The sequence below is a fragment of the Vibrio nitrifigilis genome (genome assembly GCF_015686695.1).
Taxonomy (GTDB): Bacteria; Pseudomonadota; Gammaproteobacteria; order Enterobacterales; family Vibrionaceae; genus Vibrio; species Vibrio nitrifigilis.
In genome coordinates this window covers 1270374-1295512 of sequence record NZ_JADPMR010000001.1, presented here as the reverse complement: position 1 = coordinate 1295512, position 25139 = coordinate 1270374, and the positions used below count along the sequence as shown (strand labels likewise).

Genomic DNA, 25139 nt, shown 5'->3' with positions numbered 1-25139 from the left:
GAGACCATGGCTAATATTTTATTCATCGATAATTTCGACTCATTTACATACAACTTAGTGGATCAATTTCGCGCACTTGGCCACGATGTAAAAATTTACCGTAACTCTGTGTCAGTCACCACTATAGAGCAACAAGTAGAGGAATTAGAGCGCCCTTTAATCGTACTTTCTCCTGGCCCAGGCACACCATCTCAAGCGGGAAATATGCCAGAAATCATCACTCGATTTAAAGGTGAAGTGCCTATTATAGGTGTCTGTCTCGGCCATCAAGCCATCGTAGAAGCGTATGGCGGTACAGTGACCAACGCAGGCAATATCGTACATGGCAAGGTGTCGATGATGGAGCACCAAAATCATCCAATTTACAAAGGGCTGTCTTCACCTTTAGCGATTGCTCGCTACCACTCATTGGTTGCGAGTGTTATTCCAGAACAGCTGACGGTTACAGCTGAAGTCGATGAACTGGTGATGTCTGTCTGCCACGAACACGACAAAGTATGCGGATTCCAATTTCACCCAGAATCCATCATGACTACCCAAGGTGCCGCACTACTTACCAATGCGATCGAATGGGCGTTGGCGTAATACGTTCAACGAAGCCAACCCAAATTCAAGGAGAAAGAATTATGCAAGCGATTATCGATAAACTTTATGCCCAAACGGATTTAAGCCAAACCGAAAGTCAGGAACTATTTGATCACATTATTCGCGGCGAAGTTGATCCCATTTTGATGGGCGCGGCACTAACCGCACTTAAGATCAAAGGCGAAACCCCAGATGAAATCACTGGCGCAGTGAAAGCCCTACTGGCTAATGCAAACCCATTTCCTCGTCCTGATTATGACTTTGCAGATATCGTTGGCACCGGTGGTGATGGTGCAAACACAATTAACATTTCAACCACGTCGGCATTTGTTGCTGCTGCGTGTGGTGTAAAAGTTGCGAAACATGGCAATCGCGGCGTATCGAGTAAATCAGGCTCTTCAGATTTACTCGATGCATTTGGCATTAATCTCGCGATGAGTGCGGATAATACTCGTCAAGCACTCAACGATCTTGGTGTCGCCTTTTTGTTTGCACCGCAATACCATGGTGGCGTTCGCCATGCCATGCCTGTTCGTCAAATGCTTAAAACGCGTACAATTTTCAATATCTTAGGCCCGCTCATCAATCCAGCTCGTCCGAATATCGAATTAATGGGTGTGTATAGTAAAGAACTCATTCGCCCTATTGCGGAAACCATGTTACAAATGGGAATGAAACGTGCCGCCGTTGTTTACGGCTCAGGGTTAGATGAAGTTGCCATTCACGACAAAACCTACGTCGCTGAAATTAAAGATGGTCTCATTGAAGAGTACGTACTCACTCCCCAAGATTTTGGTCTTGATTCATATTCATTGGAAGAAATTAAAGGTGGCGAGCCGGAAGAAAACCGTGATATCGCTACCCAAGTATTAACGGGTAAGGGAGCCCCAGCGCACAACGCTGCTGTGGCAGTAAATGTTGCGCTACTGCTTCGCCTATTTGGCCGAGAAGACCTTAAACAAAATGCCAAGCAGGCCCTAGAAGTAATGGCATCAGGTAAAGCCTTCCAGTTAGTACAGCAATTAGCAGAAAGAGGATAATCATGTCTGAGCAACTGTCTGAACACATCAATGTAAAACACACCCAGATGGCTGAAGTTCTCGCCAAAATTGTTGGTGATAAATACATTTGGGTGGAAGAGCGTAAAGCAGCTCAACCTCTAGAAAGTTTTCAGGCTTTATTAACACCATCAGATCGCAGTTTCTATGATGCGCTAAGTACTTCAGAGACCGCATTTATTTTGGAATGCAAAAAAGCATCACCATCAAAAGGTCTGATCCGTGATGAATTTGACCTTGATTACATTGCTTCTGTGTATAACCGTTACGCCAGTGCGATTTCCGTACTCACAGACGAAAAATACTTTCAAGGTAATTTGGAGTTTTTACCGCAAGTACGTCGCCAAGTAACCCAACCAGTCTTATGTAAAGACTTTATTGTTGATAGCTACCAAATCTATTTGGCCCGTCATTATGGTGCAGATGCCATTTTGCTGATGCTTTCTGTTCTCGATGATGAGCAATATAGCACCTTCTCTGCCATTGCAGACGAATTAGGGCTTGGCGTTCTTACCGAAGCGAGTAACGAAGAAGAGTTAGAGCGAGCGTTAGCGTTAAAAGCGAAAGTTGTGGGTATCAATAACCGTAACCTACGCGACCTGACTACCGATTTAAATCGCACTAAAAAGCTGGCGCCATTAGTCCCTGAAGGCACGGTATTAATATCTGAATCAGGTATTTATACTCATCAACAAGTTCTTGAATTAGCAGAATACGCAAGCGGCTTTTTGATCGGTAGCTCTCTAATGAGTGAAGAAAATTTAGAGCTGGCGGTACGCCGAGTACTACTGGGTGAAAATAAAGTGTGTGGATTAACTCGTGCAGACGATGCCGTCAAAGCCTATCAAGCTGGTGCGGTATTTGGAGGGTTAATCTTTGTTCCACAGTCAAAGCGTTATGTGACAAAAGAGCAAGCTCAAACTGTCATAGCAGCCGCCCCACTTAATTATGTGGGTGTGTTTCAGAATGAATCGACCGAGGTAGTAGCAACACTTGCACAAGAGCTTTCGCTTATTGCAGTGCAACTGCATGGACAAGAAGATCAAACATACATCAGTGAGTTGCGAGCACAGTTGCCAAGCACCATACATATTTGGAAAGCCTATGGCGTGTCTACACAAACACCGCAACTCATAGAAAAAGATGTTGACCGACACTTACTCGACAGTCAAATAGGTCAACAATCAGGCGGGACTGGAGCAAGTTTTGATTGGGCATTAATTACAGACCCAAGCAACGTAATGTTAGCCGGTGGATTGAACCCAGAAAATGTCAAGCAAGCCCACCAATTAGGTTGCATCGGCTTGGATTTTAATTCTGGCGTTGAGTCTGCTCCCGGAATCAAAGATGGCAGTAAATTAAATCAAGTATTCACTGCCTTACGAACTTACTAATGCCAGCCAATACAATATGTTATATATGTATATGAGCGCGGGTAATAACTCAATTTAATTCGATCGTTTGGCTAACATTGGCGCCATAGAAAGATGACGCACAGCGAGACGAATCTCGACAGAAAAGGAATAGAAGAATGGCGAAGTTAGATGCCTATTTTGGCGAATTTGGTGGTCAGTTTGTACCACAAATCTTGATTCCAGCACTGGATCAACTAGAACAAGCGTTTATCGACGCACAGCAGGACCCTGAATTTCGCTCGGAATTTATGTCATTGCTTCAAGAATTTGCAGGACGCCCAACCGCACTCACTTTAACGCAAAACATCACCAAAGGTACAAAAACCAAACTGTATCTAAAACGTGAAGATTTGCTGCATGGTGGCGCTCACAAAACCAACCAAGTTCTTGGTCAAGCGTTACTCGCTAAACGCATGGGTAAAACAGAGATCATTGCTGAAACAGGAGCTGGTCAGCATGGCGTTGCCACTGCCATTGCCTGTGCACTACTGAACTTAAAATGTCGTGTTTATATGGGTGCCAAAGACGTAGAACGTCAAAGCCCTAACGTGTTCCGTATGCGCTTGATGGGAGCAGAAGTTATTCCCGTTCATTCTGGTGCGAGCACGTTAAAAGACGCCTGTAATGAAGCGCTACGCGATTGGTCTGGCAGTTACGAAACCACACACTACTTGCTCGGCACTGCTGCTGGCCCACACCCATTCCCAACGATTGTACGAGAATTCCAGCACATTATTGGCGAAGAAACTAAAAATCAAATTTTGGCCCGCGAAGGTCGCCTACCTGATGCAGTTATTGCGTGTGTGGGTGGCGGTTCTAACGCCATTGGTATGTTTGCCGATTTTATCGAAGAAGAGTCTGTTGGTTTAATCGGGGTTGAACCTGGTGGTAAAGGGATTGAAACCCATCAGCATGGCGCACCATTAAAACATGGCAAGCCAGGTATTTACTTCGGCATGAAATCGCCAATGATGCAAGACCAATACGGTCAGATTGAAGAATCTTATTCAGTCTCTGCCGGTCTTGATTTCCCATCAGTGGGACCACAGCATGCCTACTTAAATGCCACAGGTCGCGCAGATTACGTCAACATTACCGATGATGAAGCACTAGACGCATTCCAACAATTAGCAAAACATGAAGGGATTATTCCTGCCCTAGAATCTTCACACGCTCTTGCTCACGCATTGAAAATGGCATTTGCCGAACCAGATAAAGAGCAACTTCTCGTCGTGAACTTATCAGGCCGAGGCGATAAAGACATCTTTACTGTGAATAAAATTTTAGAAGAAAAAGGAGCGCTATAATGGACCGTTATCAATCCCTGTTCACTAAACTGGCGGATAAAAAACAAGGTGCTTTCGTTCCTTTCGTCACCATTGGTGATCCCAAACCTGAACTCTCACTTAAAATCATGCAAACGTTGATCGATTCCGGTGCGGATGCCTTAGAGTTAGGTATTCCTTTCTCTGATCCTTTAGCTGACGGCCCGACTATTCAAGCGGCAAACATTCGCGCTTTAGATTCAGGCACTAATCCAGATATCTGTTTCGATTTGATTAAGCAAATCCGCACCAATAACCCAGAGACACCCATTGGCCTATTGATGTACGCCAACTTAGTGTACTCACGCGGTATTGAAAATTTCTATCAACGCTGTCAAGAAGCTGGCGTGGATTCGGTGCTGGTTGCTGATGTTCCTACTGGTGAAAGCCAACCTTTTGTTGCTGCGGCAGAAAAGTTTGGTATCAAACCCATTTTCATCGCCCCACCCGCGGCAGATGATAAAACCCTTAAAGCTGTATCTGATCTAGGGGAAGGATACACTTACTTGTTGTCTCGCTCCGGTGTTACAGGTGCGGAGACAAAAGCACATATGCCTGTTCATCAGTTACTGGAACGTCTGCAGCAATATGATGCGCCACCAGCGCTACTTGGCTTTGGTATTTCTGAACCGAAACAAGTTAAAGAGGCAATAGATGCTGGCGCTGCGGGAGCAATATCAGGCTCTGCGGTAGTTAAAATCGTAGAAGCAAATGCTGATGACGAAAAAGCGCTACTTGAACAACTAGGACAGTTTATCAGTAGCATGAAGGCTGCGACTCAACAATAAATAACCAACTTCCCTACCTCACTAATTCTCAGGCTTGCTACTTCGTAGTGAGCCTTTCTTTTTTCTGAGCACACCTATGCAGAAGATTACACTAACCAACAACCACAAATCATTCGAAGAAAACTATCAAAATATGGCATTTTTGATTAAAAATTTAGCACAGAATGGCATATTTTATGATTTAAAGCAGGTATTTAGTGATTTAATGTTGCCTGATGCATTTTTTATGTGTAAAAACTATGTCAATACAAAGCTCCACAGATAGGAAATAAATAAGTGGAGTACACTAGTAAACGCTAATAAATGTAGATTATTAGCCATGCTTTACCCAAATGACCTCAGGATTCAGAGCGTCATTAACGAGCACAGCTCAAGCTCAATAACAGAATGAATGGTCATCCCCTTTCGTTGTTATTAAGCAGTGAAATGAGCTTGTTGAGGTTACTTGGGTATAAAAGTGTTAAGGAAACGGAATTGCTTATTAGGCTAGCGAACTTTGGCTCTCACGAGACAAAGTCTGCTTATTACAAAGGCTGGCCCCTTGCTAATACCCCCCAATAGCTTCCCGCTCCCCTTTGCTTGTCGTTTGAATAAGCACTTATGGCATTAGTTAACACTTAAGCAGAATTCGTTAAGAATACACAACACTCAATCATTCCGTCTAACAGAGCGGTTATTGTTGATGTGCTGTTTTATTTGCATCCAAAACTACTGAGGTATAGGGACGTGTCTAAAGCCAAATCACTCATGACCAATATTGGTTTCCAAGTTGTTATTGCCATGATTGTCGGTACAGCAATTGGTGGACTAATGGGAGAACAAGCGGCAATCTTTTCGCCACTTGGTACTATTTTTATTAACCTGATCAAAATGCTCGTCATTCCTTTGGTCGCAGTGGCCCTAATTTCTGGCGCCGCAGGACTAGGTAACAGCTCAAGTGCCGGTAAAGTTGGTGTCACCACTTTGCTCTATTTCGCTTTAACATCGGCAGCGGCCGTTGCACTTGCTCTTGTGATGGGCGCCATTTTCAAACCTGGCTTAGGTATTGATATTTCAGGTGTTCAAGGCATGTTCTCTAACGAATATGCAGCCAAAGGCGATTTACCTACCTTTTGGCAAACCATTACGGGCATGATCCCAACGAACGTTTTCCAATCATTGAATAATGCGAACATTCTACAAATTTTGGTGTTCTGCCTGTTCTTCGGTGTAGCACTTGCACAACAACCCAAAGAACGTCGCGAGCCAATTACTAACGGCGTGAACACAGTCGTTGACTGTTTTGTATGGATGATTAACAAAGTCATGATCATTGCGCCACTTGGTGTGTTTGGTCTAATGGCAGAAGCGGTAGGTACTTTTGGTTTCGGTGCACTTACCGTCGTTATCAAACTATTCTTGGTATACGTTGCCGCGATTCTTATTTTCGGCTTTGTTGCTTACCCATTGATGATTCAATTGTTTACCAAAACATCCGCGAAAAAATTCATCACAGCAATGAAAAAACCACAAGCGGTGGCGCTGTCGACAGCATCGTCTATGGCAACACTACCAGTCAATATGGATACTTGTGAAAACGAACTTGGTGTAAGAAATTCTACGGCTTCTTTCGTATTACCTCTTGGCGCAACGATCAACATGTCAGGTAATGCGATCTACTACGGTTTAGTCGCTATTTTCTTTGCGCAACTGTTTAATATCGATTTATCCATGGGGGCTTATGTCGCGATCATCCTAACGTCTACATTAGGTGCTGTCGGTCAAGCAGGTGTTCCTGGACCTTCATTCTTAGTCGTTGCGGTATTGCTTGCAGCAGGTATTCCAATCGAAGGCTTGCCACTATTGTTTGCGTTAGACCGTATCTTTGACATGATTCGTACAGCACTGAACATTACTGGTGATGCGGCATGTGCTCTTATTGTTGATTCTCTAATTAAAGACGAAGAAACAGAACAAAACACAGATAAACAGTACGATACGCAACAAGCATAATCGGCCTGCGGTGCCATGCATCCTAAAAAGCCATCTTCGGATGGCTTTTTTCATTGAGATGACATTGATCTTTCCCTCACTAAGCTACTATCAATATTCATTATCCAATATCGTCTTCTTCCCGATTGCAGCTTCTCAAAATAGGGACGGCCCTAGGTTAATAACTAAATAACTGTTTAGTTCAACCAACGAATTGGGTAGACTGTCAAAAGTGTAATGACTGGATGTATACATAGATGAAACAACTGATTGACTTTATCCCACTGATCATATTTTTTGCTCTGTTTAAATTTTACGACATCTATGTCGCCACTGGTGCCTTAATCGCCGCCACCGCAGTACAAATAGCCGTCACCTATCTGATATACAAAAAAATTGAAAAGATTCAATTAATTACTTTTGCCTTAGTCGCTGTGTTTGGCGGTATGACCATTGCTTTGCATGATGCCGATTTTATCAAATGGAAAGTGACCATCTTATACGTTGTATTTGCTGCTGGATTGACCATTAGCCATTTAATGGGTAAGTCAGCGATTAAAAGCATGTTAGGCAAGGAGCTTACTCTGCCAGAACATGTGTGGGCCAAAATTAACTGGGCTTGGGTGGTATTTTTCAGCGTGTGCGCGGTCATCAATATCTATGTTGCCTATCGACTTCCGCTTGATGTCTGGGTCAATTTTAAAGTGTTTGGCCTGTTAATAGCGACCTTTGTTTACACTTTGTTTACTGGACTTTATATCTATAAACATATGCCTAAAGAATCAAAATAAATCTCATCAATTGCCGCCTAATTAGCCTTGTTTAGGTGATGAACCAAACGGATTTTTTTTGTTATAATCCAATCTCTTGTCAGCGACCATTATGGTCGCTGTTATTTTTATAGCGGATCAAACAATGACTCAAGAAGTGAATTCCCCGAAAGGCCAATTACTACTTCGTACCCTTGCTATGCCAGCCGACACTAATGCAAATGGTGATATTTTCGGTGGTTGGATTATGTCTCAACTCGATTTAGCGGGGGGAATTCTGGCAAAAGAAATCTCTAATGGCCGAACTGTGACAGTCTCTGTCTCCAGTATCACGTTTCAAAAGCCAGTAAGTGTTGGAGATGTTGTCTGCTGTTATGGCGATTGTGTTAAAATCGGCCGAACATCGATGACAATTAATCTTGAACTGTGGATCAAACCCGTAAAAGATGGCATTAGTGACCGCTTTCAAGTTTGTGAAGCAACGTTCCACTATGTCGCAATTGATGATAATGGCCGCCCTCGACCAATAAACGCCGGCAGCTGATCACAGATATTTAATCCAAATGGTTTAAATTGATAGAACTTTCAGTACATTGAACTGCCTTAAGACAGTTAAAGACACTGACTCGTATTTGTTACCGTGTGAATGCTCGAGTAAGGAATGCACCAATATAAGGAAATCAATATGTTATACGTTATCTTTTCTCAAGATATTGAAAACTCATTGGAGAAACGCATGAGCGTTCGTCCTGCTCACCTTGCCCGTCTTCAAGTCCTGCAAGATGAAGGTCGTTTGGTAACCGCTGGCCCAATGCCTGCGATTGATGCAGAGAACCCGGGTGAAGCAGGCTTTACTGGTTCCACCGTTATTGCTGAGTTTGCTTCTTTAGAAGAAGCGAAAGCGTGGGCTGACGCCGATCCTTATGTTGAAGCTGGTGTCTATGCTAGTTCTATTGTAAAACCATTTAAAAAAGTATTTTAATATGAAAAAACGCACCTTGGGTGTCGCAGCACTCAGTATTGCACTGTTAGCCGGGTGTAGCTCTGCCGACAGTGAAAAACAGAAAAATCTAGAAATAGCAGCGACAAACCGTGCCGCTTTGCTTTCCTCTGAGCTTCCTTTGGAATATGGTCCTTTACATATTTTACGCGCGAACTCGAAAGGCTCCATGATCGAAATGATGATGGTATACAACACGGATGCGGAAGGTGCGAAACCAATCAGACAAGTTCTAAGTAGTAGTGAAATGGCGTTTTGCCATGACAAAACAATTATTGAAAACTTAACTGCTGGCATCACATACCGCATCAAAATGCGTAATAGTCGTGGTAAGTTAATGGTTGATCAGGTCATCAATACAAATACCTGTGATGCGCTACTACGAGCCAAGTCAGATTAGAATCTGTTAACATTTGTTACTTAGAAAATAGTGCCCGAGATCATGCCACATGACCTTCTTCAGGCACTATTTTAATTTGCAAATCAACTCACCCCACCTGTCATCGCCATACTCATTCGTGGTGTTTATTCAGATTGCCACTCTTTTCGCAGTACTTTTGCTGCTGTAATCATATTCGCTAATGACGCATCTACTTCTGACCAATTACGGGTTTTGAGCCCACAGTCAGGATTCACCCACAAACGCTCTACTGGTATTTTCTCTGCCGCTTTGCGCAGCAAAGCTTCTATCCATTCAGAAGTCGGTATATTAGGTGAATGAATGTCGTAAACGCCAGGACCAATCCCATTTGGATAATTAAACTCTTCGAACGCTTTAAGTAATTCCATATTGGAGCGAGAAGTTTCAATAGTAATAACGTCAGCATCCATTGCCGCTACTGATTCAATAATCTCGTTAAATTCGCTATAACACATGTGGGTATGAATTTGTGTTTCAGCCTTGGCCACACTAGCACTGATACGAAACGCCTCTACAGCCCAGTCCAAATACGCTTGATGCTCACGCTGTTTAAGAGGCAAGCCTTCACGAAATGCAGGCTCATCAATTTGAATAATGTCGATCCCGGCCTGCTGTAAATCGTTTACTTCGTCTCTCAATGCCAACGCTAACTGCTGTGCAATGGTTTTACGTGAAATATCTTCACGTGGGAAAGTCCAACACAAAATCGTCACCGGACCTGTCAACATACCTTTCATTGGTTTATCAGTCAGTGATTGTGCATAGGTAGACCAACCAACGGTCATGGGTTGTTCTCGTTCAATATCAGCCACCACAATTGCAGGTTTTACACAACGCGAGCCATAACTTTGTACCCACCCGAACTGAGTCGTTTGGAACCCAGAGAGTAATTCAGCGAAATATTCCACCATATCATTACGCTCCGGCTCACCGTGAACCAAAACATCTAAACCTAATGCCTCTTGTCGTTTAACCGCATCTTCAATATGACCTTTAATGGCAGTAATATAGTCATCTTGTGCTAGTTTTCCAGTTCGAAAATCACTACGTAAACTCCGTATTTCTCCTGTTTGGGGGAACGAACCAATGGTCGTAGTCGGCAACAATGGTAATCCAATGGCTTCCTGTTGATGGTGGGCTCGTTTTGGATAAGCGGCACTGCGCTGAGCAAGGTTTGCAGATATAGAGTTCAAGCGCTGCTGTACCGCTGGTTTATTCACGTAATCTGCAGATTTACGCTTTTCAATTGGTTGACTATAAGTTTTACACTGAGAGATCGCATGTTCATCACCATCTAAAGCACGGCCCAAAAGCACCACTTCTGCCACCTTTTGTTTGGCAAACGCAAACCAACTCCGAACTTCCTGAGACAATTTTGCTTCATGCTCAAGATTCACCGGACTATGTAATAATGAGCAAGAAGATGCCACCCATAGTCGTTGACCAAACTGACGCTTTAATGGTTGCAAGCGCTCTAACCATTCAGAGACATTGGCACGCCATACATTTCGGCCATTAATTGCCCCAACAGAAAGCACCCAATGTTCAGGTATTGCCTGCGCCACTTGCTCTAATTGCTGTGATGCGGCTTGAACATCAATATGTAATCCAGCCACGGGCAGTTCAACAATGCTATCCAAGACGTCAGTTACACTATCGAAATACGTGGTTAAAAGCAGTTTTAAATCGCACTGCAATGCTTGGTATGCGGGTTGAAAACTGGTAAGCCAGCGTGAGTCGAGATCCAATGCCAAGATGGGTTCATCAATTTGTACCCACGTCACACCTAGTGTGACCAGCTTATTTAGAATCTCTTGATAAGCTTTCAGTAATTTGGGTAACAACGTCAAACGATCAAAACCTTGCTCCACTTCTTTACCCAAATAGAGATAACTTAATGGCCCGAGTAACACGGGTTTAACGCTATGTCCTAACTTTTGCGCCTCTTGAACTTCATCAAATAACTGTGCCCACGTTACAGAAAATTCATCTTGAGCACTGAATTCCGGAACAATGTAGTGATAATTGGTATTGAACCACTTAGTCATATCAGAGGCCGCATGCCCTTGGCAGCAAGCGTTATGCTGTGATTGACCGCGGGCAATCTTAAATAGGGTATCTAAGTTATTATTTCCATCACGATGACGTGCGGGAACGTGTCCAAGCAGTAAGGAGGTCGTTAATACATGGTCATACCAAGCAAAATCTCCTACAGTCGCAAAATCAAGCCCAGCATCTTGCTCCAGTGACCAGTTCTGAGCGCGAATATCGCTGCCCAGTTGCTGCAATTGAGATTGTTCAATGTCACCACGCCAATAACGCTCTAATGCAAATTTGAGTTCACGTTTTTCGCCAATACGGGGGTAACCGAGTATATGAGTTGTTGTTGCCATCTGTCTGTCCTTTACATTGTCTGCAATGCATCCCCATTCACTATTACTTGAAGATGTCTAGATGGCTAAAATATCTCTCTGTGACGTTGTTTGAGCAAACGGCAAATATTCAACTTGTTTATTAAAATAATTCATGTAATTGTATTTGATATTATAATTATTTCATTCTATAGACGTCCAGACGTTTACAAGTCTGAAAAATAAGTTTAGTTTATAACGCTAAGTTGGTTCTGCTTGGTTACATAACAAAAAGCGAATAAGAAGAAAGGAATGTCATGATAGAGCTCAAACATTTACGCACTCTAGTTTCGTTGCGCGATACGGGGTCATTGACTTCCACCGCTACTGCATTGCATCTCACTCAATCAGCCCTATCACATCAAATTAAAGATTTGGAGTCGCGGATAGGTGGCCAATTGTTTTTGCGTAAAACTCGGCCAGTTAAATTTACTTCAGAAGGTGAGATTCTGTTGCATCTAGCCGATGAAGTTTTACCCAAGTTGGCAAAAGCAGAGAATGAATTAGCGGGTCTAAAAGAAGATATTAATGGGCGCTTGCACATGGCTATTGAGTGTCACTCTTGCTTCCAATGGCTCATGCCTGCGCTGAGAGAATATCAAGTGGCATGGCCTTCTGTTACCCTCGATTTTTCTTCAGGTTTTGGATTTGAACCACTTCCGGCACTTCTTGCCGGTGAGCTTGATTTATTAATTACTTCAGATATTTTGCCTCGCTCAGAGGTTCATTATGAACCATTGTTTGATTTTGAAATGCGCTTGGTGACTGCAACTACCCATCCTTTAGCGGAGAAAGAGTTTATCACTCCAGAGGATTTAGCCAGCCAAACGATGTTGACTTACCCGGTCCAAAAGCAGCGCTTAGATGTTGTGAAACACTTTTTGCAACCGGCAGGTATCGAACCCGCTCGTTGGAAACAAGCAGATAACACATTAATGCTGGTGCAAATGGTGTCAGCTGGATTAGGCGTTGCTGCCCTACCAAACTGGGCTATCAGTGAATTTTCACGCCAAGGTTTAATTACAAGTAAACCTCTCGGTAAAGGGTTGTGGCGACGCTTGTTTGCCGCCACACGCAATAGCGAAAAAGATAAACGCTACCTTCAAGCGTTCTTCTCTACCGCTCGTCAACAATGTAAGAGCCACCTTGAAGGGATCAAGATCGCTTAAACCATAGACTAGCGAAACTGATTGGTAAGCGGGTCATAACGATACCCTGAGTCTTCTAGCTTTTCGACTAAATGAGTAGGCTCTATTTCATAGGTAATCACCAAATCATCCAAGCTGTGGCATTCAAGCCGCAGCTTTTCGTTGATAATACCTAGCAAAATGTGGGGATCAAATTGGTTTACATTGCTCAGTTCCATCTTACCTCTCCTTTACACTCTTATTGTGTAATTAGTGATTAAAGTAAGCATAGACAAAAGAATGCAAAGTTATCCTCTATAAAAAACATGGCACACAATGAAATTGTGACGCGGATCATTGGGCAATAAAAAACTCACTGCGCAATATTCAGTGAGTTTTCCACAATCGTGCTGTTATACCACTTGATATAGACGCTCAAATCCGAACATGGATATCAACAAAACAATTTGTGCTACCACAAGCTGCAATTTACCGACAGGTTTGCTAGCCACAATGTGCCAACACCAAATAATGATGCCGATAACCATTAACGCAAAGTACGTCAGTACTTGATGAGTTAACTGGCTTAATTCAATCGGCTCCAAATGATAAGCAAATGGAACGATGCATAAAGCCACTAACATGGCACCTAATATGCCACCCACTGGCAACAACCGATTAAATGCTTGCAAACGTGAACGAGCAATCGTCATCATCAAGTGAGCAAAAATACCACCCAGCACGAGTAAACTCACAAAGTGAGCGATCCCCGCAGACCAATGCCCATATTGGAATGATTGCCACAAGACACTCACAAAAGCCAAAATATCCGCACCATACATCACTGTTAATGGCCCTTCATCACGCGTTTTCTTGGTCTGTACTTTTGAACAAAAATAAATGATGGCGCCAGCGATCAGTAAAGCGTCTAAATGAATAGAAGCAACCGCTAGCCAAAGTACGGCAACAGCGGGAAGGACTTTATGCACACGCCCACGCTGTCCGGGGCAAATCTCCCCTTTCACCATAATAAGAGTCAAAATAAGCTGAGCGCCAAGTAACATTGGCGGTAATACAGAAAGCAAAGTGTGAATCATGGATATCTAATATAAGATGATTGAAAGGCGTAAGAATAACAAAATATCAGGTTAAATTCTTGCGCAGAAACAAATTCTATCGGTTCATTTTATTCTCCAACCAACCATGCATTATCTCCTAACTTTCTCTTTAAGTTATTCTATACCCAAGTAACCTCAAGATGCTGTTTCAGCGAGAATATATTCGCTCTTAGGCAAGGCACTGATTTGAAGACATAGTCATTCTACGTTGAAAATCAGTAACACAGCCTAGGAGCGAATAAAACTCGCCCTTTGGGAGCTCATCAACAAACCTATTTCTGCGCTCAATCACGTTAAAAGGGAATGACCATTCCTGCCGTGATTGAGCTTGACCTAGGCTCGTTGATGAAGCTCTGAATCCTGCATCTCGAGGTCATTTGGGTATAATTTCCTACTCATTAACTCAATGGTTATTACTGCTAGAAATATAGTCATTTGCTAATAATTAATTGATATGGCAAATGTTAGAGCGAAATGAATATATTACCTTGATTTCATATTATTTTTTTATATTATATCCGCATTAAAAATAAGGAAATATTATGCAACGTCAATTTGCTCTCTTCTGGATTATCACCCTTGGCCTACTTTATTCTATTTCGGCACAATCTACTCCCCTAAAACAAGATGCCCATTGGGTGCATGGACAACTTGATAACGGAATGAAATATCATTTCTATCGCACGACAAAACAGCCAAAAGTGTCACTTCGCTTATTAATGCATGTGGGGGCAAGAAATGAAACCGTCGCCCAATGGGGTACAGCTCACTTTATCGAACACATGTCATTTAATGGCAGTAAACACTTTTCGCCCAATGAAATCTATCAATTTATTAGTAATATAGGGGGGCAATTTGGTAATGACCTCAACGCCTATACCAATTATGACCGCACCGTATACCAGCTCGACTTGCCCAATAAAAAATCACTCCAACAAGCATTGTATTGGATGCGTGATATTGGCGATGGATTAACGTTAAACCAAACTGAGATAAACAAAGAAAAAGGTGTCATTTTGGGGGAAAGGCGTACACAAGAAGCCAATTCAACCATTATTAATCACTGGTATCATACGTTAGCCACTAATGAGAGAGACACTCACCCGATTCTTGGCTATAACGCCAATATTTCATCCATGAATCACCAACGGCTCTCTGCTTTCTATTCAACTTGGTATCAACCACAGAAAGCTGAGTTAATAGTGGTTGGGGATATTACTCCAAAAGATTTAGCACAACGTGTTCAATCCACGTTTTCTTCTTGGCAATCACATCCAACCCCTAACATTCCGCCCACCCCTCAACTCACTCTAAATGACGCAATATTGCAATCTCAGCGTGAAGACGACGAAGGCCTCTATTTGCAATATTCTTATTTGGATAAAGGAATAACCTCGGTCGAGATTCGTAACGAGTACTTTATGCAGATGCTGCTCAATAACCTCATTAGCGACCGTTTCGACACTTTGGCAGGTCAATCGGAGGAACTCAATCGGAAACTATCACAAGACACAGTAAGTTTTATGACTCGAACCATTAAGCTTCTAGAAATTAATACTGATAGCTCTGAGCGAGGCATCCAATTAAGGACAGATTTCTTACAAAATATTGCCTCATTGCGTGATAAGGGAGTAACACAAGTAGAGTTGGCAGATGAACTAGCATTCTGGCAAAAAGACATTGAAAACTATAAATCTGAGAAGAAAAAAGACACAAATGTCGATATTGCTGAGAATGCAGTCGACACACTGATGTATGCGGACACGTTTACCGACCCAGATCAATTTCTGACCCTGAAAAAACAATTCATCAGCCAATTAACCTTAGCTAAAGTCAATCAAGCGCTATATCAAAGATTAGCGATAACACCTCAAATACTGGACCTTGTTGCCCCCACCGTAGACCTAAAAACAGAACAAACAAGGCTCATTAATTATCATCAAATACTAAACCAACACGGTACAGAATCTCACTTTTCTCAACAGAAATTCATGCCCAAGACACCAGAAACAGCTGGGCAAATTGTCGAGAGTCACACAATCAATGCCGATAGCTCTTTACCTATCCAGCATTGGATATTGAGCAATGGCCTCAATGTTTACTATTACCAAAGTCATAACCCAGATGATCAATCGATTCACTTAAAGTTGATTGGCTTAGGCGGAAATGCATCGCTCACCTCAGAACAAAAAAAATATGCCCCAACGTATCCTGCGATATTCGCCAATGCACACCCAAAAGGCGCATCACGTAAAGCATTTTATGATTATCTAGACAAAAATGATGTCACATTTAGTTTTCACGTATTAGAAACATCGCAATCACTGAATATAACAGCGACTCGCAAACACCTGAGACCAAGTTTTGTGGCATTAAGAGAAATGATGAGTAATTTGCAATTCTCTTCTGCAGAAATACAAGCTCAAATGGACAGTATGCTGATATGGCAACGATCATTTCTCCAAAACCCAGGTATTCAATTAATCGTTAATTCGAGAAAACTCATCACAGACTCAACCAAAAGCTTTCTGATATTCCCAATGCAAGAGAATGTCGCACCCAATAAGAATCTGGTTAAAACTGTGTTCAATCAGCTTTATGGGACGAATAAAGCCAACAATCTTGTCATCGTAGCGAACCAGCCAAGTGCATCATTAAAACCTTTATTAGAGAAATACCTAGCCAATATTCCTTTGAATCATTCACCGCAAGGGGATTATAAAATGCACATCAAACCTAATGCGCCACATATAAACATCTGGCACATCGCTCATCAAAAATCGACTCAATCGCTTCATGTCAACATTGCTCCCCAATTGAGTTGGACCATAAAAGACCAAATTATTGATTCCATGCTGCATGATATTATTGTCGACCGAATGAACAATCATATTCGCGAAGAGCTTGGGTTAGATTATTCTCCATATTTGGATGAAGCACATTATCCTGGAGCGCCTTATCTAGTCAGTATGTATAGTGCGACAATTGAAGCAGAAAACACCCAAGCTATTAAAACAGCCATGCAAGATGTGATTGTTAGTTTAAATAACATTACTGATGAAGAGCTAGAAACAGCTCGTGCTCAAACTAGAAATGAGTCCATCATTAAAAAGAATGATGAAAATTCAGTCTATTGTGGTTACATTGCCGATACATTAGTCAATCGACAATCAATCGAACGACTCAAAGATATCAACTCAATAATTGACTCAATTTCGAAAGATGACCTAATTCAACTCGCTTCTTTACGCTATAAAAAACAATCTAACCAATATCAATTTTATTCTAGTCATTAATTTCCCAAGAAAACTAAATCTAAACTTAGTGTATGACATGCACTAAGTTTAGAATAAAAATCAATGAATAAAATATTTTATAAAAATAGTTAACCAAATCAAATATAGCTTTGGCATATACAATTTTTTTAACTTTTTTCTTGATTTAATTCACTCTACTTAATAAGTGACCAAATATTTAGCAAATTGAATTATATGCTAATAAAATAATAAAAAATGCTTGTAATTAACTTATTATTGAATAGGATATATTTAGTGTTTTTACACTAATAACTATTATTACATTCAATTGTTCATCAGTATGGGTCTTAATTTAAGGCCCTTTTTTTGTTACATTATAACAACACTTCTAATAATTAGATTCGATGCATATTAGATATCATTATTTCACTATTACCCACTAATTTAATGTGGTTTAATTTGTTCTCCATATCCTTTGATGCCATTGCATATCACAATTAATTCCATGATTTAAAAGCCAATTTTTTCCGGCCATTTCGTCTGATTAAGATCATGAGGTATTTAAGCCAAATTATGTTAAACTCGCGCGCTATTTCAGCAATTTTGACATTATTGGCTAGATACCATCTAGGGTTATATTCTCTGAACCACTGTTAAGTAACAGGTTCGGCTCTATCAATCAGTATCTGCCAAACCTCAATGGTATCGATGATTAATGTCATGAACGCTCAATGTGTCATAAACTACACTAGAAGCCAGATAACAACCGCGTCGCATCCTCGCTGAGGAAAAATAATAATAAGCTCCCAGCAAGAGACGACGAGTGAGCAGATGTCATTTAAATTATATGAAAGCAATAAAAAAAATCTTTGAGTACAACAAATACTGGGCCGAATGCTACGGTATTGCGCCCTTCTTACCCACTACGCGCCAAGAAATGGATGAGCTAGGTTGGGATAGTTGTGACGTTATTATTGTTACGGGTGACGCTTATGTCGATCACCCTAGTTTTGGCATGGCTATTATTGGCCGCTTACTTGAGGCTCAAGGATTTCGCGTTGGTATTATCAGCCAACCAGAGTGGCAAAACAAAGATGACTTCATGTCATTAGGTAAACCCAATCTGTTTTTTGGTATCACTGCGGGCAATATGGATTCCATGATTAACCGCTATACCTCCGATAAAAAACTCCGTCATGACGATGCGTACACCCCCAATAATGAAGGTGGGAAAAGACCAGACCGCGCAACACTGGTGTACTCGCAACGTTGCCGGGAAGCATATAAAGACGTACCTATCGTGCTTGGTGGTATTGAAGCAAGTTTGCGTCGCGTGGCCCACTATGATTACTGGTCAGATAAAGTGCGTCGTTCCATTTTAATGGACGCCAAAGCCGATATTCTTCTGTTTGGTAATGCAGAACGCGCATTAGTTGAAGTCGCTCACCGTATTGCTGCGGGTGAAAGCATGGCGGAAATGACCAACATCCGTGGTACCGCTGTTAACCTGTCTGAAGTACCAGAAGGATTTACGGTGATCGATTCGTCTCGTATCGATAAACCTGGCAAACCTTTTGTGCCACAAAACCCTTACGCGGTTGAAGAACAATGTGAAACCAACAGCAAAAATAAGCAAGAGGAAGAAGCGGCAAAACCGATTACCATTCGCCCTTCTCGCCATGACGCGGAAACTACCGCAATTCGTTTGCCATCCTATGAAAAGTTGGTCAATGACCGTATTTTGTATGCACACGCTAGCCGCGTATTGCATTTAGAAACAAACCCATATTCAGGCCGAGCATTAATTCAAAGTCACGCAAACAGAGAATTGTGGGTCAATCAAGCCCCTATTCCATTGAGTACCGAAGAAATGGATTATGTGTTTGATCTTTACTATGCGCGCGTCCCTCATCCGAGATACGGTAAGGCTAAAATCCCTGCATACGATATGATCAAAACCTCAGTCAACATTATGCGTGGTTGCTTTGGTGGGTGCTCATTCTGTTCAATTACCGAGCATGAAGGTCGTATTATTCAGAACCGTTCACAAGAATCAATCTTGCATGAACTTGAAGAGATTCGCGATAAAGTGCCGGGGTTCACAGGGACAATTTCCGATCTTGGCGGACCGACAGCAAACATGTATCGCCTTGGTTGTTCTGATCCTAAAGCAGAAGCGAACTGTCGCCGACCATCATGTGTCTTCCCAGGTATTTGTCACAAACTAAATACTGACCATAAACACACTATCGATCTGTATCGAGCTGCACGTAATGTGGACGGAATTAAGAAAATTTTGATCGCTTCCGGTGTCCGTTATGACTTAGCGATAGAATCACCAGAGTACGTCAAAGAGCTTGTCACACACCATGTGGGCGGTTACCTAAAAATTGCACCAGAACATACCGAAAAAGGTCCTTTGGATCTGATGATGAAACCGGGTATGGGCACTTACGATCGCTTTAAAGAGCTATTTGAGAAATACAGTAAAGAAGCGGGCAAAAAGCAATATTTGATCCCTTACTTCATTTCAGCTCACCCGGGTACTGAAGATGAAGACATGCTTAATCTGGCTTTATGGTTAAAACAAAACAACTTTGAATGTGACCAAGTACAGAACTTCTACCCATCTCCGATGTGTAATGCGACAGCTATGTACCATTCAGAAGTGAACCCATTACGCCGTGTGAAATATAAGAAACGCGAAGATATTGCAGTACCTAAAGGCACTCGTCAGCGTCGCTTACATAAGGCTTTGCTGCGCTATCACGATCCGGTGAACTGGCCAATTATTCGCGAAGCATTAATCGAGATGGGCAAAAAGCATCTTATCGGTGATAAGCCGGGATGTTTGGTACCCGCTGAAGATAACGATAAAACCACGCCAGCACAACGTCGCCGTTCAGGCCGTCATGGTGCAAACCGCTTTGCGACCAAACATACTAAAAGCCAACCGGGGTATGAACCTTTGCGAGGTGAATCCAAACGTAATGGTGAAACTCGCAACAGCAACGGTGGTAAAAACAGCGGCGGTCAAAAGTCTCGTTCTCGTAATCAGAACAGTAATGGCCAACGTCCACCAGCAAGTAAAGGAAAAGCATCAAATCGATCTCGCTCTCGAGCCTAGTCGAGAATTAGATACAAAAAAGCGCAGCCATGGCTGCGCTTTTTACATGGTCAATGATTAAGCGTATTTCGCCTCAAACTCTTTCATGAAATCAACGAGAGCTTGTACACCATCAATTCCCATTGCGTTGTAGATAGAAGCACGCATACCACCAACAACACGGTGTCCTTTCAATGAAGTCAAACCTTTCGCTTCTGCTAATTCAAGGAATGTAGCATCGAGTTCAGGTTTTACTAATTGGAAAGGAATATTCATACGAGAACGGTTATCCGCATGAATGTTATTGATGTAGAACGGCGAGTTATCGATCGCACTGTAAAGTAAATCCGCTTTGGCACGGTTTGCTGCTTCAATCGCTTTTACACCACCCTGACTTTTTAGCCATTTAAACACTTGGCCAGATAGATACCAAGCAAAGGTTGGTGGCGTGTTAAACATTGACTCGCCTTCAGCTAATACTTTGTAATTTAATACACTTGGTAGTACTTCATTAGCCAATTCAAGTAAATCATCACGAACAATCGCGATACAAATACCAGCTGGACCAATATTTTTTTGCGCACCGGCGTAAATCACACCAAATTTGCTAACATCAATTTCTTTTGAAAGGATGTTAGAGGACATATCCGCAACGATAGGCTTATCGGTTACAGGAATATCGTTAATTTCGACGCCACCAATAGTTTCATTTGGGCAGTAATGAACATAAGCAGCATCAGCAGCAATTTTCCATTCGCTAGCAGGCAGAATTGCGGTTTTACCGTCTTTTTCTACTTTGGCATCGAACAGATCAATCTCACAATATTTTTGTGCTTCTTTTACTGCACTCATTGCCCAATAACCGCCATCAATATAGGTGGCTTTTTTGGAGTCGCCTAGCAGGTTTAGCGGAACAGCAGCAAATTGAGCACGAGCACCACCTTGGCAAAATAGAACTTTGTAGTTGTCTGGGATATTAAGCAGGTCACGAAGATCTTGTTCTGCTTCTTTAGCCACCTGCACAAACTGCTTGCTGCGGTGACTGATTTCCATTACCGACGAACCCAAATCATGCCAATTAAGAAATTCAGACTGTGCTTTCTCCATTACCGGTTTCGGTAAAATAGCTGGTCCTGCACTAAAGTTATAAACGGTGTCCTGATTAGGCTCCATGTGTTCCTCGCTCCTGCTTACTTAAAGAAAATAAATGTGATTAATACCACTTTTTTTTATGAATAAAAAGTGACAAAAAGTTCTTTTCCATGCAATTTCGTTATTTTCTCATGTGTTGAGAAAAACCGTCGGTATCATTCTCTGCCTAATGAATGGGATCCCATCGGAATCGAGAATAACCGAGCAATCCAATATCGGCATAGCAGTAGAAAAATTATTGGTAAAATCAAGGTCTTTAATAGGTATAGTGCCATAAGAGTCAGGATATCGACTACCGAATTTTCAATCCGGTCAGATAATTCGGTTAGATGTGCCTTTTGCTGTTGCAGATTATCTGTCCATTGGCTCCATTGATCTTGTAGCTGTTGAATAAACCCTAAAAAGCTATGGTCACTCTTAGTTTGCTCTGGGGTCACTTCCATTGTGGATTGTACTCCTGGCTCATCAGATACCATGACGACTTTATTTTGGTTCGCTTCAATTTGCTGCTCAAGAAATAAGTGATCAACCAACGACGTACTCAAAACGCTGAGTACCACAATAAATCGACCTATCACAACAAACTGAAAGATTGCCCATCCCCGTTTACGATATCGACCTAACGGTTTGATCCAGATAATCGCTAACATCCCGAGGCTAAAAATAGTGAATACGACATTAATGCCCGTGGATGACAGTATCATCAACAATACTTTCTGTAAGCTAAGTGAAGTAAACGCCATCACCATAATGTCGCTAAACTTATTAATGAGATCGCTGATAGGATTGAGCATCTGACCAATATCCACCGAGACGACCCCAGCAGAAACTTCTGAGCTTTGTAAGGTGGAAATGGCCGCATCTAAAGTTCGAGCAACAGTATAGCTAGCAGCCGCACTAACAAGCGCTTGATTAACCAATTCGTGGGCTTGTTGATCCGCTTTTTGCCAACAACCGAGAACAGCAATAAAAACGATCAACACAGAAAGAAAAAATCGTCGAGCATTTGCCGATTGCCAAATAGCTTGATTCATTATTTGACTCCAATGCTGTGCGCTGGAAAAAACAAGCAGGGGCAATGACCCCTGCTCAGATAAATATTACTGCAGCCCTCCAAGCCCAAGCATGAATAAGCTAACAAGAGGCACCTTTTCTCCATTATCAAACTCGATATTACCGTCTTTAATGACGGCTTTCATCGCATACCCTTTATCATTCTCGGTCGCTAGTTTACTTGATACTAAATGATCCGCAGTTTTACCAATCATTGGATATTCGCTAGCAAGGGTTTTGGTCACCGTAGAGCCAATACGTCCATCAAGTGTTGATAACAATGCCATTGGATTATTCAACACGTTATCCTGTTTGGAATCAGGTAGAGAAAGATTAATTTGTGTCGTGAATCTACCTTTACCGATACCTGCATCTAACTTGGCAATGTTTATCGTTAACCCACGACTTGCCAATTTATCCACGTACGGCAACATCTTGCCGATATCTTGCTGAGAAACTTGCGGATGATTTTGATAAAAATCCGACAACTGTTTAAAGGATGCGCGATCCAAGCCATCAAAAGTCACATCTAAATCAATATTCTTCGCCTGCCAATCATCAGATTTAAACGCTGCTAATGACGCCTGATGGTGCAATGTGACTCGGCTTGAATCATCGTTAAAGTAAGACTCAAAACGATAGTTAAAACCAGACAGTTGCGCGGTAAACTCATGGATTTCTGGTGCTGCTTTTTTCCATTTGTCTTTTTCTTCTTGAGATTTCGCCGCAACTTTATCACCTTTAGTCACAACTTCACCAACGGAAACCTCTTGATTACCAACCCAAAAACCAGATGTCTGTTTACCTTCTCCCTTCATCGCAATATCGGTTACGGTAATCTGCGCATCATTGGAGAAATCAATCGCCACCGATGGTGTTTTGGATTCAAAATTGATCTCGCCAAGTTTTGTCACTAGGCCTTTCATATAAAAAGAAGGCACAGTAACAGTGAATTTGTCCTCACCTTCGCTTTGATAATGCCATTGCTGTAAGGTTAAATTGAAATCAGTATTACCATTTAATTGTGTGGTCGTATCCAAATTCAACGGCAACTGAGGATAATCAGGCAACGTGGTTGATGAAGATAAGCTAATCACACCATGACGAACATGGCTGGTAAGCACGAATTCTGTCGGTAACTTATCGTCTGCTAACATCTTTTTCGTCTTAGAATCTAATATCGTTACCTTCGTTTTTACATCAGACGACAAATATCCTCGTTGGTAATCCAACAGCGTCACAGCAACTTTATCGTTACTAAGGTGTTTTAATCCATCTTTGATAACGTATTGGCCAATTTGGCCGACAGCGAGTGGCCAACACGCCACTATCACTACTGCACCACCAATTGCGCCATACTTCTTTAAGCTATTCATATTGTTACTATTCCTATTTGTGCCATAACGTCTGAATTATTGAAATTTCAATTAATGCTAACTTAAGCCGATAAATTTATCGCATCTTATATCACTTCAAGTAAAAAATACTCGTCGCTTTCCTAAGACCCCCTGAATACTACATCTTAGGGTTATTTGGGTATAAATAGGCCTAGTGTAGCCTGATAACCGACGGTCTGTATTAAGAAAAAGCCAAAATGCGAAATAAATAAGAGTCATTACCCTACCGTTAAGTTCATGAAGAAGCCTCCTCAAGACCGATCGATATCACAATGCCTAAAAATTCGCTTTTCAGCATCTTGAGGTTACTTGGGTATATTTAATTATGTTTTCGCTGTTAGGCTCCGATTTTTATCTCTTTAACGTGATATTATGGCATTGTATTTGCTTGAGTTAGATTATTCTCATGGAGTGCCATTTTTTTGATGTGTCTCCAAGATTTGGAAAAGCGCTGCACTAGTCAGTGGAGCATTTGAAAACGCTTTGTATTTCGCTCAAGGCTTATCAATTAACAGGGATTCATATCCATGTCGATCGAGAGCAACGAGTGAATGAATGGAATTAACGACAAAATAGGTTTATCGTGACTATGCGTAAAACAATGATTGCAGCGATGCTGCTTTTGGTTTCAAGCTATTCAATGGCCGAAACAGATCCTGATAGCTCAGCTTCAATGAGCAACTTCAGCTACGACTATATCGAAGCAAGAATTGGTGTCAGCCCTGTGACCTATGGTGCAGGCTTTAGTATGTCTATCCACCCCAATGCCCATTTTGTCGGTCGTATTGATTCAAAATTTGATGGGGACTTCGATAGTGCGACAGGTCTCGGTTTTCATGCACCAATCAACAACTGGTCTGATTTAACTGGTGCAATGTTGTTACGTGTCCAAGATAAAAAACACCAAAATAGCGCCGACGCAGGTATGGAGCTTAACCTTGGTATACGCCAATGGCTTGGTCCACAACTTGAAGTAGGTGGTAACGCGGGCTACGTATCTATCGACGATAAAGATGATTGGACAGGGTCTGTATACGCTCGCTTCCATTCAACAGAGCTATTTTCTCTGGGAGCTGAAATGCGTTTCAACGACTTCTATGATGATCAACTAATGTTTACCGCACGCTTTAAATACTAAAGCAATAAAAAGCCGAGGTAGTGATGTATTACCTCGGCTTAACTTAT

General features: G+C 41.9%; 20 protein-coding genes. 14 read left to right on the top strand and 6 right to left on the bottom strand.

What is annotated here, in order from left to right:
* Positions 1–6 precede the first annotated feature (6 nt).
* The 10 genes from I1A42_RS05780 (at position 7) to gspS2 (ending at position 9312) form a co-directional block, all read left to right on the top strand.
* The gene (locus I1A42_RS05780) at positions 7–585 is read left to right on the top strand and encodes an aminodeoxychorismate/anthranilate synthase component II (RefSeq protein WP_161155347.1); all 579 of its coding nucleotides are present in this window, start codon (positions 7–9) and stop codon (positions 583–585) included.
* A gap of 41 nt (positions 586–626) precedes the next feature.
* Entirely contained in the window at positions 627–1625 is a 999-nt protein-coding gene (trpD, locus tag I1A42_RS05775) for an anthranilate phosphoribosyltransferase (protein WP_196122892.1), read from the top strand.
* A 2-nt stretch (positions 1626–1627) separates the two neighbouring features.
* Positions 1628–3037, top strand: coding sequence for a bifunctional indole-3-glycerol-phosphate synthase TrpC/phosphoribosylanthranilate isomerase TrpF (gene trpCF / locus I1A42_RS05770; protein WP_196122891.1), 1410 nt, complete (start codon positions 1628–1630; stop codon positions 3035–3037).
* Positions 3038–3174: 137 nt separating this feature from the next.
* Positions 3175–4365 (top strand): tryptophan synthase subunit beta, encoded by a 1191-nt coding sequence (trpB, locus tag I1A42_RS05765; protein WP_196122890.1) that lies wholly within the window; start codon positions 3175–3177, stop codon positions 4363–4365.
* Positions 4365–5171, top strand: coding sequence for a tryptophan synthase subunit alpha (gene trpA / locus I1A42_RS05760; RefSeq protein WP_196122889.1), 807 nt, complete (start codon positions 4365–4367; stop codon positions 5169–5171). Before trpB ends, trpA begins: the two co-directional genes overlap by 1 nt.
* A gap of 747 nt (positions 5172–5918) precedes the next feature.
* Positions 5919–7163, top strand: coding sequence for a dicarboxylate/amino acid:cation symporter (locus tag I1A42_RS05755; RefSeq protein ID WP_161155449.1), 1245 nt, complete (start codon positions 5919–5921; stop codon positions 7161–7163).
* Positions 7164–7399: 236 nt separating this feature from the next.
* The gene (locus I1A42_RS05750) at positions 7400–7933 is read left to right on the top strand and encodes a septation protein A (RefSeq protein WP_161155337.1); all 534 of its coding nucleotides are present in this window, start codon (positions 7400–7402) and stop codon (positions 7931–7933) included.
* 124 nt (positions 7934–8057) lie between these two features.
* Positions 8058–8456, top strand: coding sequence for an acyl-CoA thioester hydrolase YciA (gene yciA / locus I1A42_RS05745; RefSeq protein ID WP_161155335.1), 399 nt, complete (start codon positions 8058–8060; stop codon positions 8454–8456).
* 141 nt (positions 8457–8597) lie between these two features.
* The gene (locus I1A42_RS05740; protein ID WP_161155333.1) at positions 8598–8894 is read left to right on the top strand and encodes a YciI family protein; all 297 of its coding nucleotides are present in this window, start codon (positions 8598–8600) and stop codon (positions 8892–8894) included.
* 1 nt (position 8895) lies between these two features.
* Entirely contained in the window at positions 8896–9312 is a 417-nt protein-coding gene (gene gspS2, locus I1A42_RS05735; protein ID WP_161155331.1) for a GspS/AspS pilotin family protein, read from the top strand.
* 125 nt (positions 9313–9437) lie between these two features.
* On the opposite strand, the gene metE is transcribed toward gspS2, so the two are convergent.
* On the bottom strand, positions 9438–11726 hold the full coding sequence (metE, locus tag I1A42_RS05730; RefSeq protein ID WP_196122888.1) for a 5-methyltetrahydropteroyltriglutamate--homocysteine S-methyltransferase: 2289 nt from the start codon (positions 11724–11726) through the stop codon (positions 9438–9440).
* Between the two features lie 275 nt (positions 11727–12001).
* Between metE and metR the strand changes: the two genes are divergently transcribed.
* The gene (gene metR / locus I1A42_RS05725) at positions 12002–12913 is read left to right on the top strand and encodes an HTH-type transcriptional regulator MetR (protein ID WP_161155327.1); all 912 of its coding nucleotides are present in this window, start codon (positions 12002–12004) and stop codon (positions 12911–12913) included.
* Between the two features lie 8 nt (positions 12914–12921).
* On the opposite strand, the gene I1A42_RS05720 is transcribed toward metR, so the two are convergent.
* Both I1A42_RS05720 and I1A42_RS05715 read right to left on the bottom strand, forming a co-directional pair.
* A complete protein-coding gene (locus I1A42_RS05720) occupies positions 12922–13110 on the bottom strand; it encodes a DUF4250 domain-containing protein (RefSeq protein ID WP_161155325.1) in 189 nt (62 codons plus the stop codon).
* Positions 13111–13284: 174 nt separating this feature from the next.
* On the bottom strand, positions 13285–13968 hold the full coding sequence (locus I1A42_RS05715; protein WP_161155323.1) for a hypothetical protein: 684 nt from the start codon (positions 13966–13968) through the stop codon (positions 13285–13287).
* Between the two features lie 563 nt (positions 13969–14531).
* Between I1A42_RS05715 and I1A42_RS05710 the strand changes: the two genes are divergently transcribed.
* Together I1A42_RS05710 and I1A42_RS05705 are read left to right on the top strand one after the other, a co-directional pair.
* Positions 14532–17285, top strand: coding sequence for a M16 family metallopeptidase (locus tag I1A42_RS05710; protein ID WP_196122887.1), 2754 nt, complete (start codon positions 14532–14534; stop codon positions 17283–17285).
* A gap of 808 nt (positions 17286–18093) precedes the next feature.
* Positions 18094–20373: a YgiQ family radical SAM protein gene (locus I1A42_RS05705; RefSeq protein WP_196122886.1), complete on the top strand. Its 2280-nt coding sequence runs from the start codon at positions 18094–18096 to the stop codon at positions 20371–20373.
* Between the two features lie 57 nt (positions 20374–20430).
* Here the strand turns inward: I1A42_RS05705 and serC are convergent, their stop codons facing one another.
* From serC to I1A42_RS05690, 3 genes are all read right to left on the bottom strand, one after another.
* Entirely contained in the window at positions 20431–21525 is a 1095-nt protein-coding gene (gene serC / locus I1A42_RS05700) for a 3-phosphoserine/phosphohydroxythreonine transaminase (protein ID WP_161158288.1), read from the bottom strand.
* A gap of 134 nt (positions 21526–21659) precedes the next feature.
* Entirely contained in the window at positions 21660–22538 is an 879-nt protein-coding gene (locus tag I1A42_RS05695; protein ID WP_196122885.1) for a hypothetical protein, read from the bottom strand.
* Positions 22539–22604: 66 nt separating this feature from the next.
* Positions 22605–23933, bottom strand: coding sequence for a DUF945 family protein (locus tag I1A42_RS05690; RefSeq protein ID WP_161158286.1), 1329 nt, complete (start codon positions 23931–23933; stop codon positions 22605–22607).
* A gap of 610 nt (positions 23934–24543) precedes the next feature.
* On the opposite strand from I1A42_RS05690, the gene I1A42_RS05685 reads away from it, so the two are divergent.
* Positions 24544–25092 carry an autotransporter outer membrane beta-barrel domain-containing protein gene (locus I1A42_RS05685; RefSeq protein WP_161158285.1) on the top strand — a complete coding sequence of 183 codons (549 nt, stop codon included), beginning with the start codon at positions 24544–24546 and terminating at the stop codon, positions 25090–25092.
* The last annotated feature ends 47 nt before the right edge of the window (positions 25093–25139 follow it).

Coding starts and splice junctions, on each gene's coding strand:
- I1A42_RS05780 (WP_161155347.1), top strand. CDS start 7: ATGGCTAATATTTTATTCATCGATAATTTCGACTCATTTACATACAAC.
- trpD (WP_196122892.1), top strand. CDS start 627: ATGCAAGCGATTATCGATAAACTTTATGCCCAAACGGATTTAAGCCAA.
- trpCF (WP_196122891.1), top strand. CDS start 1,628: ATGTCTGAGCAACTGTCTGAACACATCAATGTAAAACACACCCAGATG.
- trpB (WP_196122890.1), top strand. CDS start 3,175: ATGGCGAAGTTAGATGCCTATTTTGGCGAATTTGGTGGTCAGTTTGTA.
- trpA (WP_196122889.1), top strand. CDS start 4,365: ATGGACCGTTATCAATCCCTGTTCACTAAACTGGCGGATAAAAAACAA.
- I1A42_RS05755 (WP_161155449.1), top strand. CDS start 5,919: ATGACCAATATTGGTTTCCAAGTTGTTATTGCCATGATTGTCGGTACA.
- I1A42_RS05750 (WP_161155337.1), top strand. CDS start 7,400: ATGAAACAACTGATTGACTTTATCCCACTGATCATATTTTTTGCTCTG.
- yciA (WP_161155335.1), top strand. CDS start 8,058: ATGACTCAAGAAGTGAATTCCCCGAAAGGCCAATTACTACTTCGTACC.
- I1A42_RS05740 (WP_161155333.1), top strand. CDS start 8,598: ATGTTATACGTTATCTTTTCTCAAGATATTGAAAACTCATTGGAGAAA.
- gspS2 (WP_161155331.1), top strand. CDS start 8,896: ATGAAAAAACGCACCTTGGGTGTCGCAGCACTCAGTATTGCACTGTTA.
- metE (WP_196122888.1), bottom strand. CDS start 11,726: ATGGCAACAACAACTCATATACTCGGTTACCCCCGTATTGGCGAAAAA.
- metR (WP_161155327.1), top strand. CDS start 12,002: ATGATAGAGCTCAAACATTTACGCACTCTAGTTTCGTTGCGCGATACG.
- I1A42_RS05720 (WP_161155325.1), bottom strand. CDS start 13,110: ATGGAACTGAGCAATGTAAACCAATTTGATCCCCACATTTTGCTAGGT.
- I1A42_RS05715 (WP_161155323.1), bottom strand. CDS start 13,968: ATGATTCACACTTTGCTTTCTGTATTACCGCCAATGTTACTTGGCGCT.
- I1A42_RS05710 (WP_196122887.1), top strand. CDS start 14,532: ATGCAACGTCAATTTGCTCTCTTCTGGATTATCACCCTTGGCCTACTT.
- I1A42_RS05705 (WP_196122886.1), top strand. CDS start 18,094: ATGAAAGCAATAAAAAAAATCTTTGAGTACAACAAATACTGGGCCGAA.
- serC (WP_161158288.1), bottom strand. CDS start 21,525: ATGGAGCCTAATCAGGACACCGTTTATAACTTTAGTGCAGGACCAGCT.
- I1A42_RS05695 (WP_196122885.1), bottom strand. CDS start 22,538: ATGAATCAAGCTATTTGGCAATCGGCAAATGCTCGACGATTTTTTCTT.
- I1A42_RS05690 (WP_161158286.1), bottom strand. CDS start 23,933: ATGAATAGCTTAAAGAAGTATGGCGCAATTGGTGGTGCAGTAGTGATA.
- I1A42_RS05685 (WP_161158285.1), top strand. CDS start 24,544: ATGCGTAAAACAATGATTGCAGCGATGCTGCTTTTGGTTTCAAGCTAT.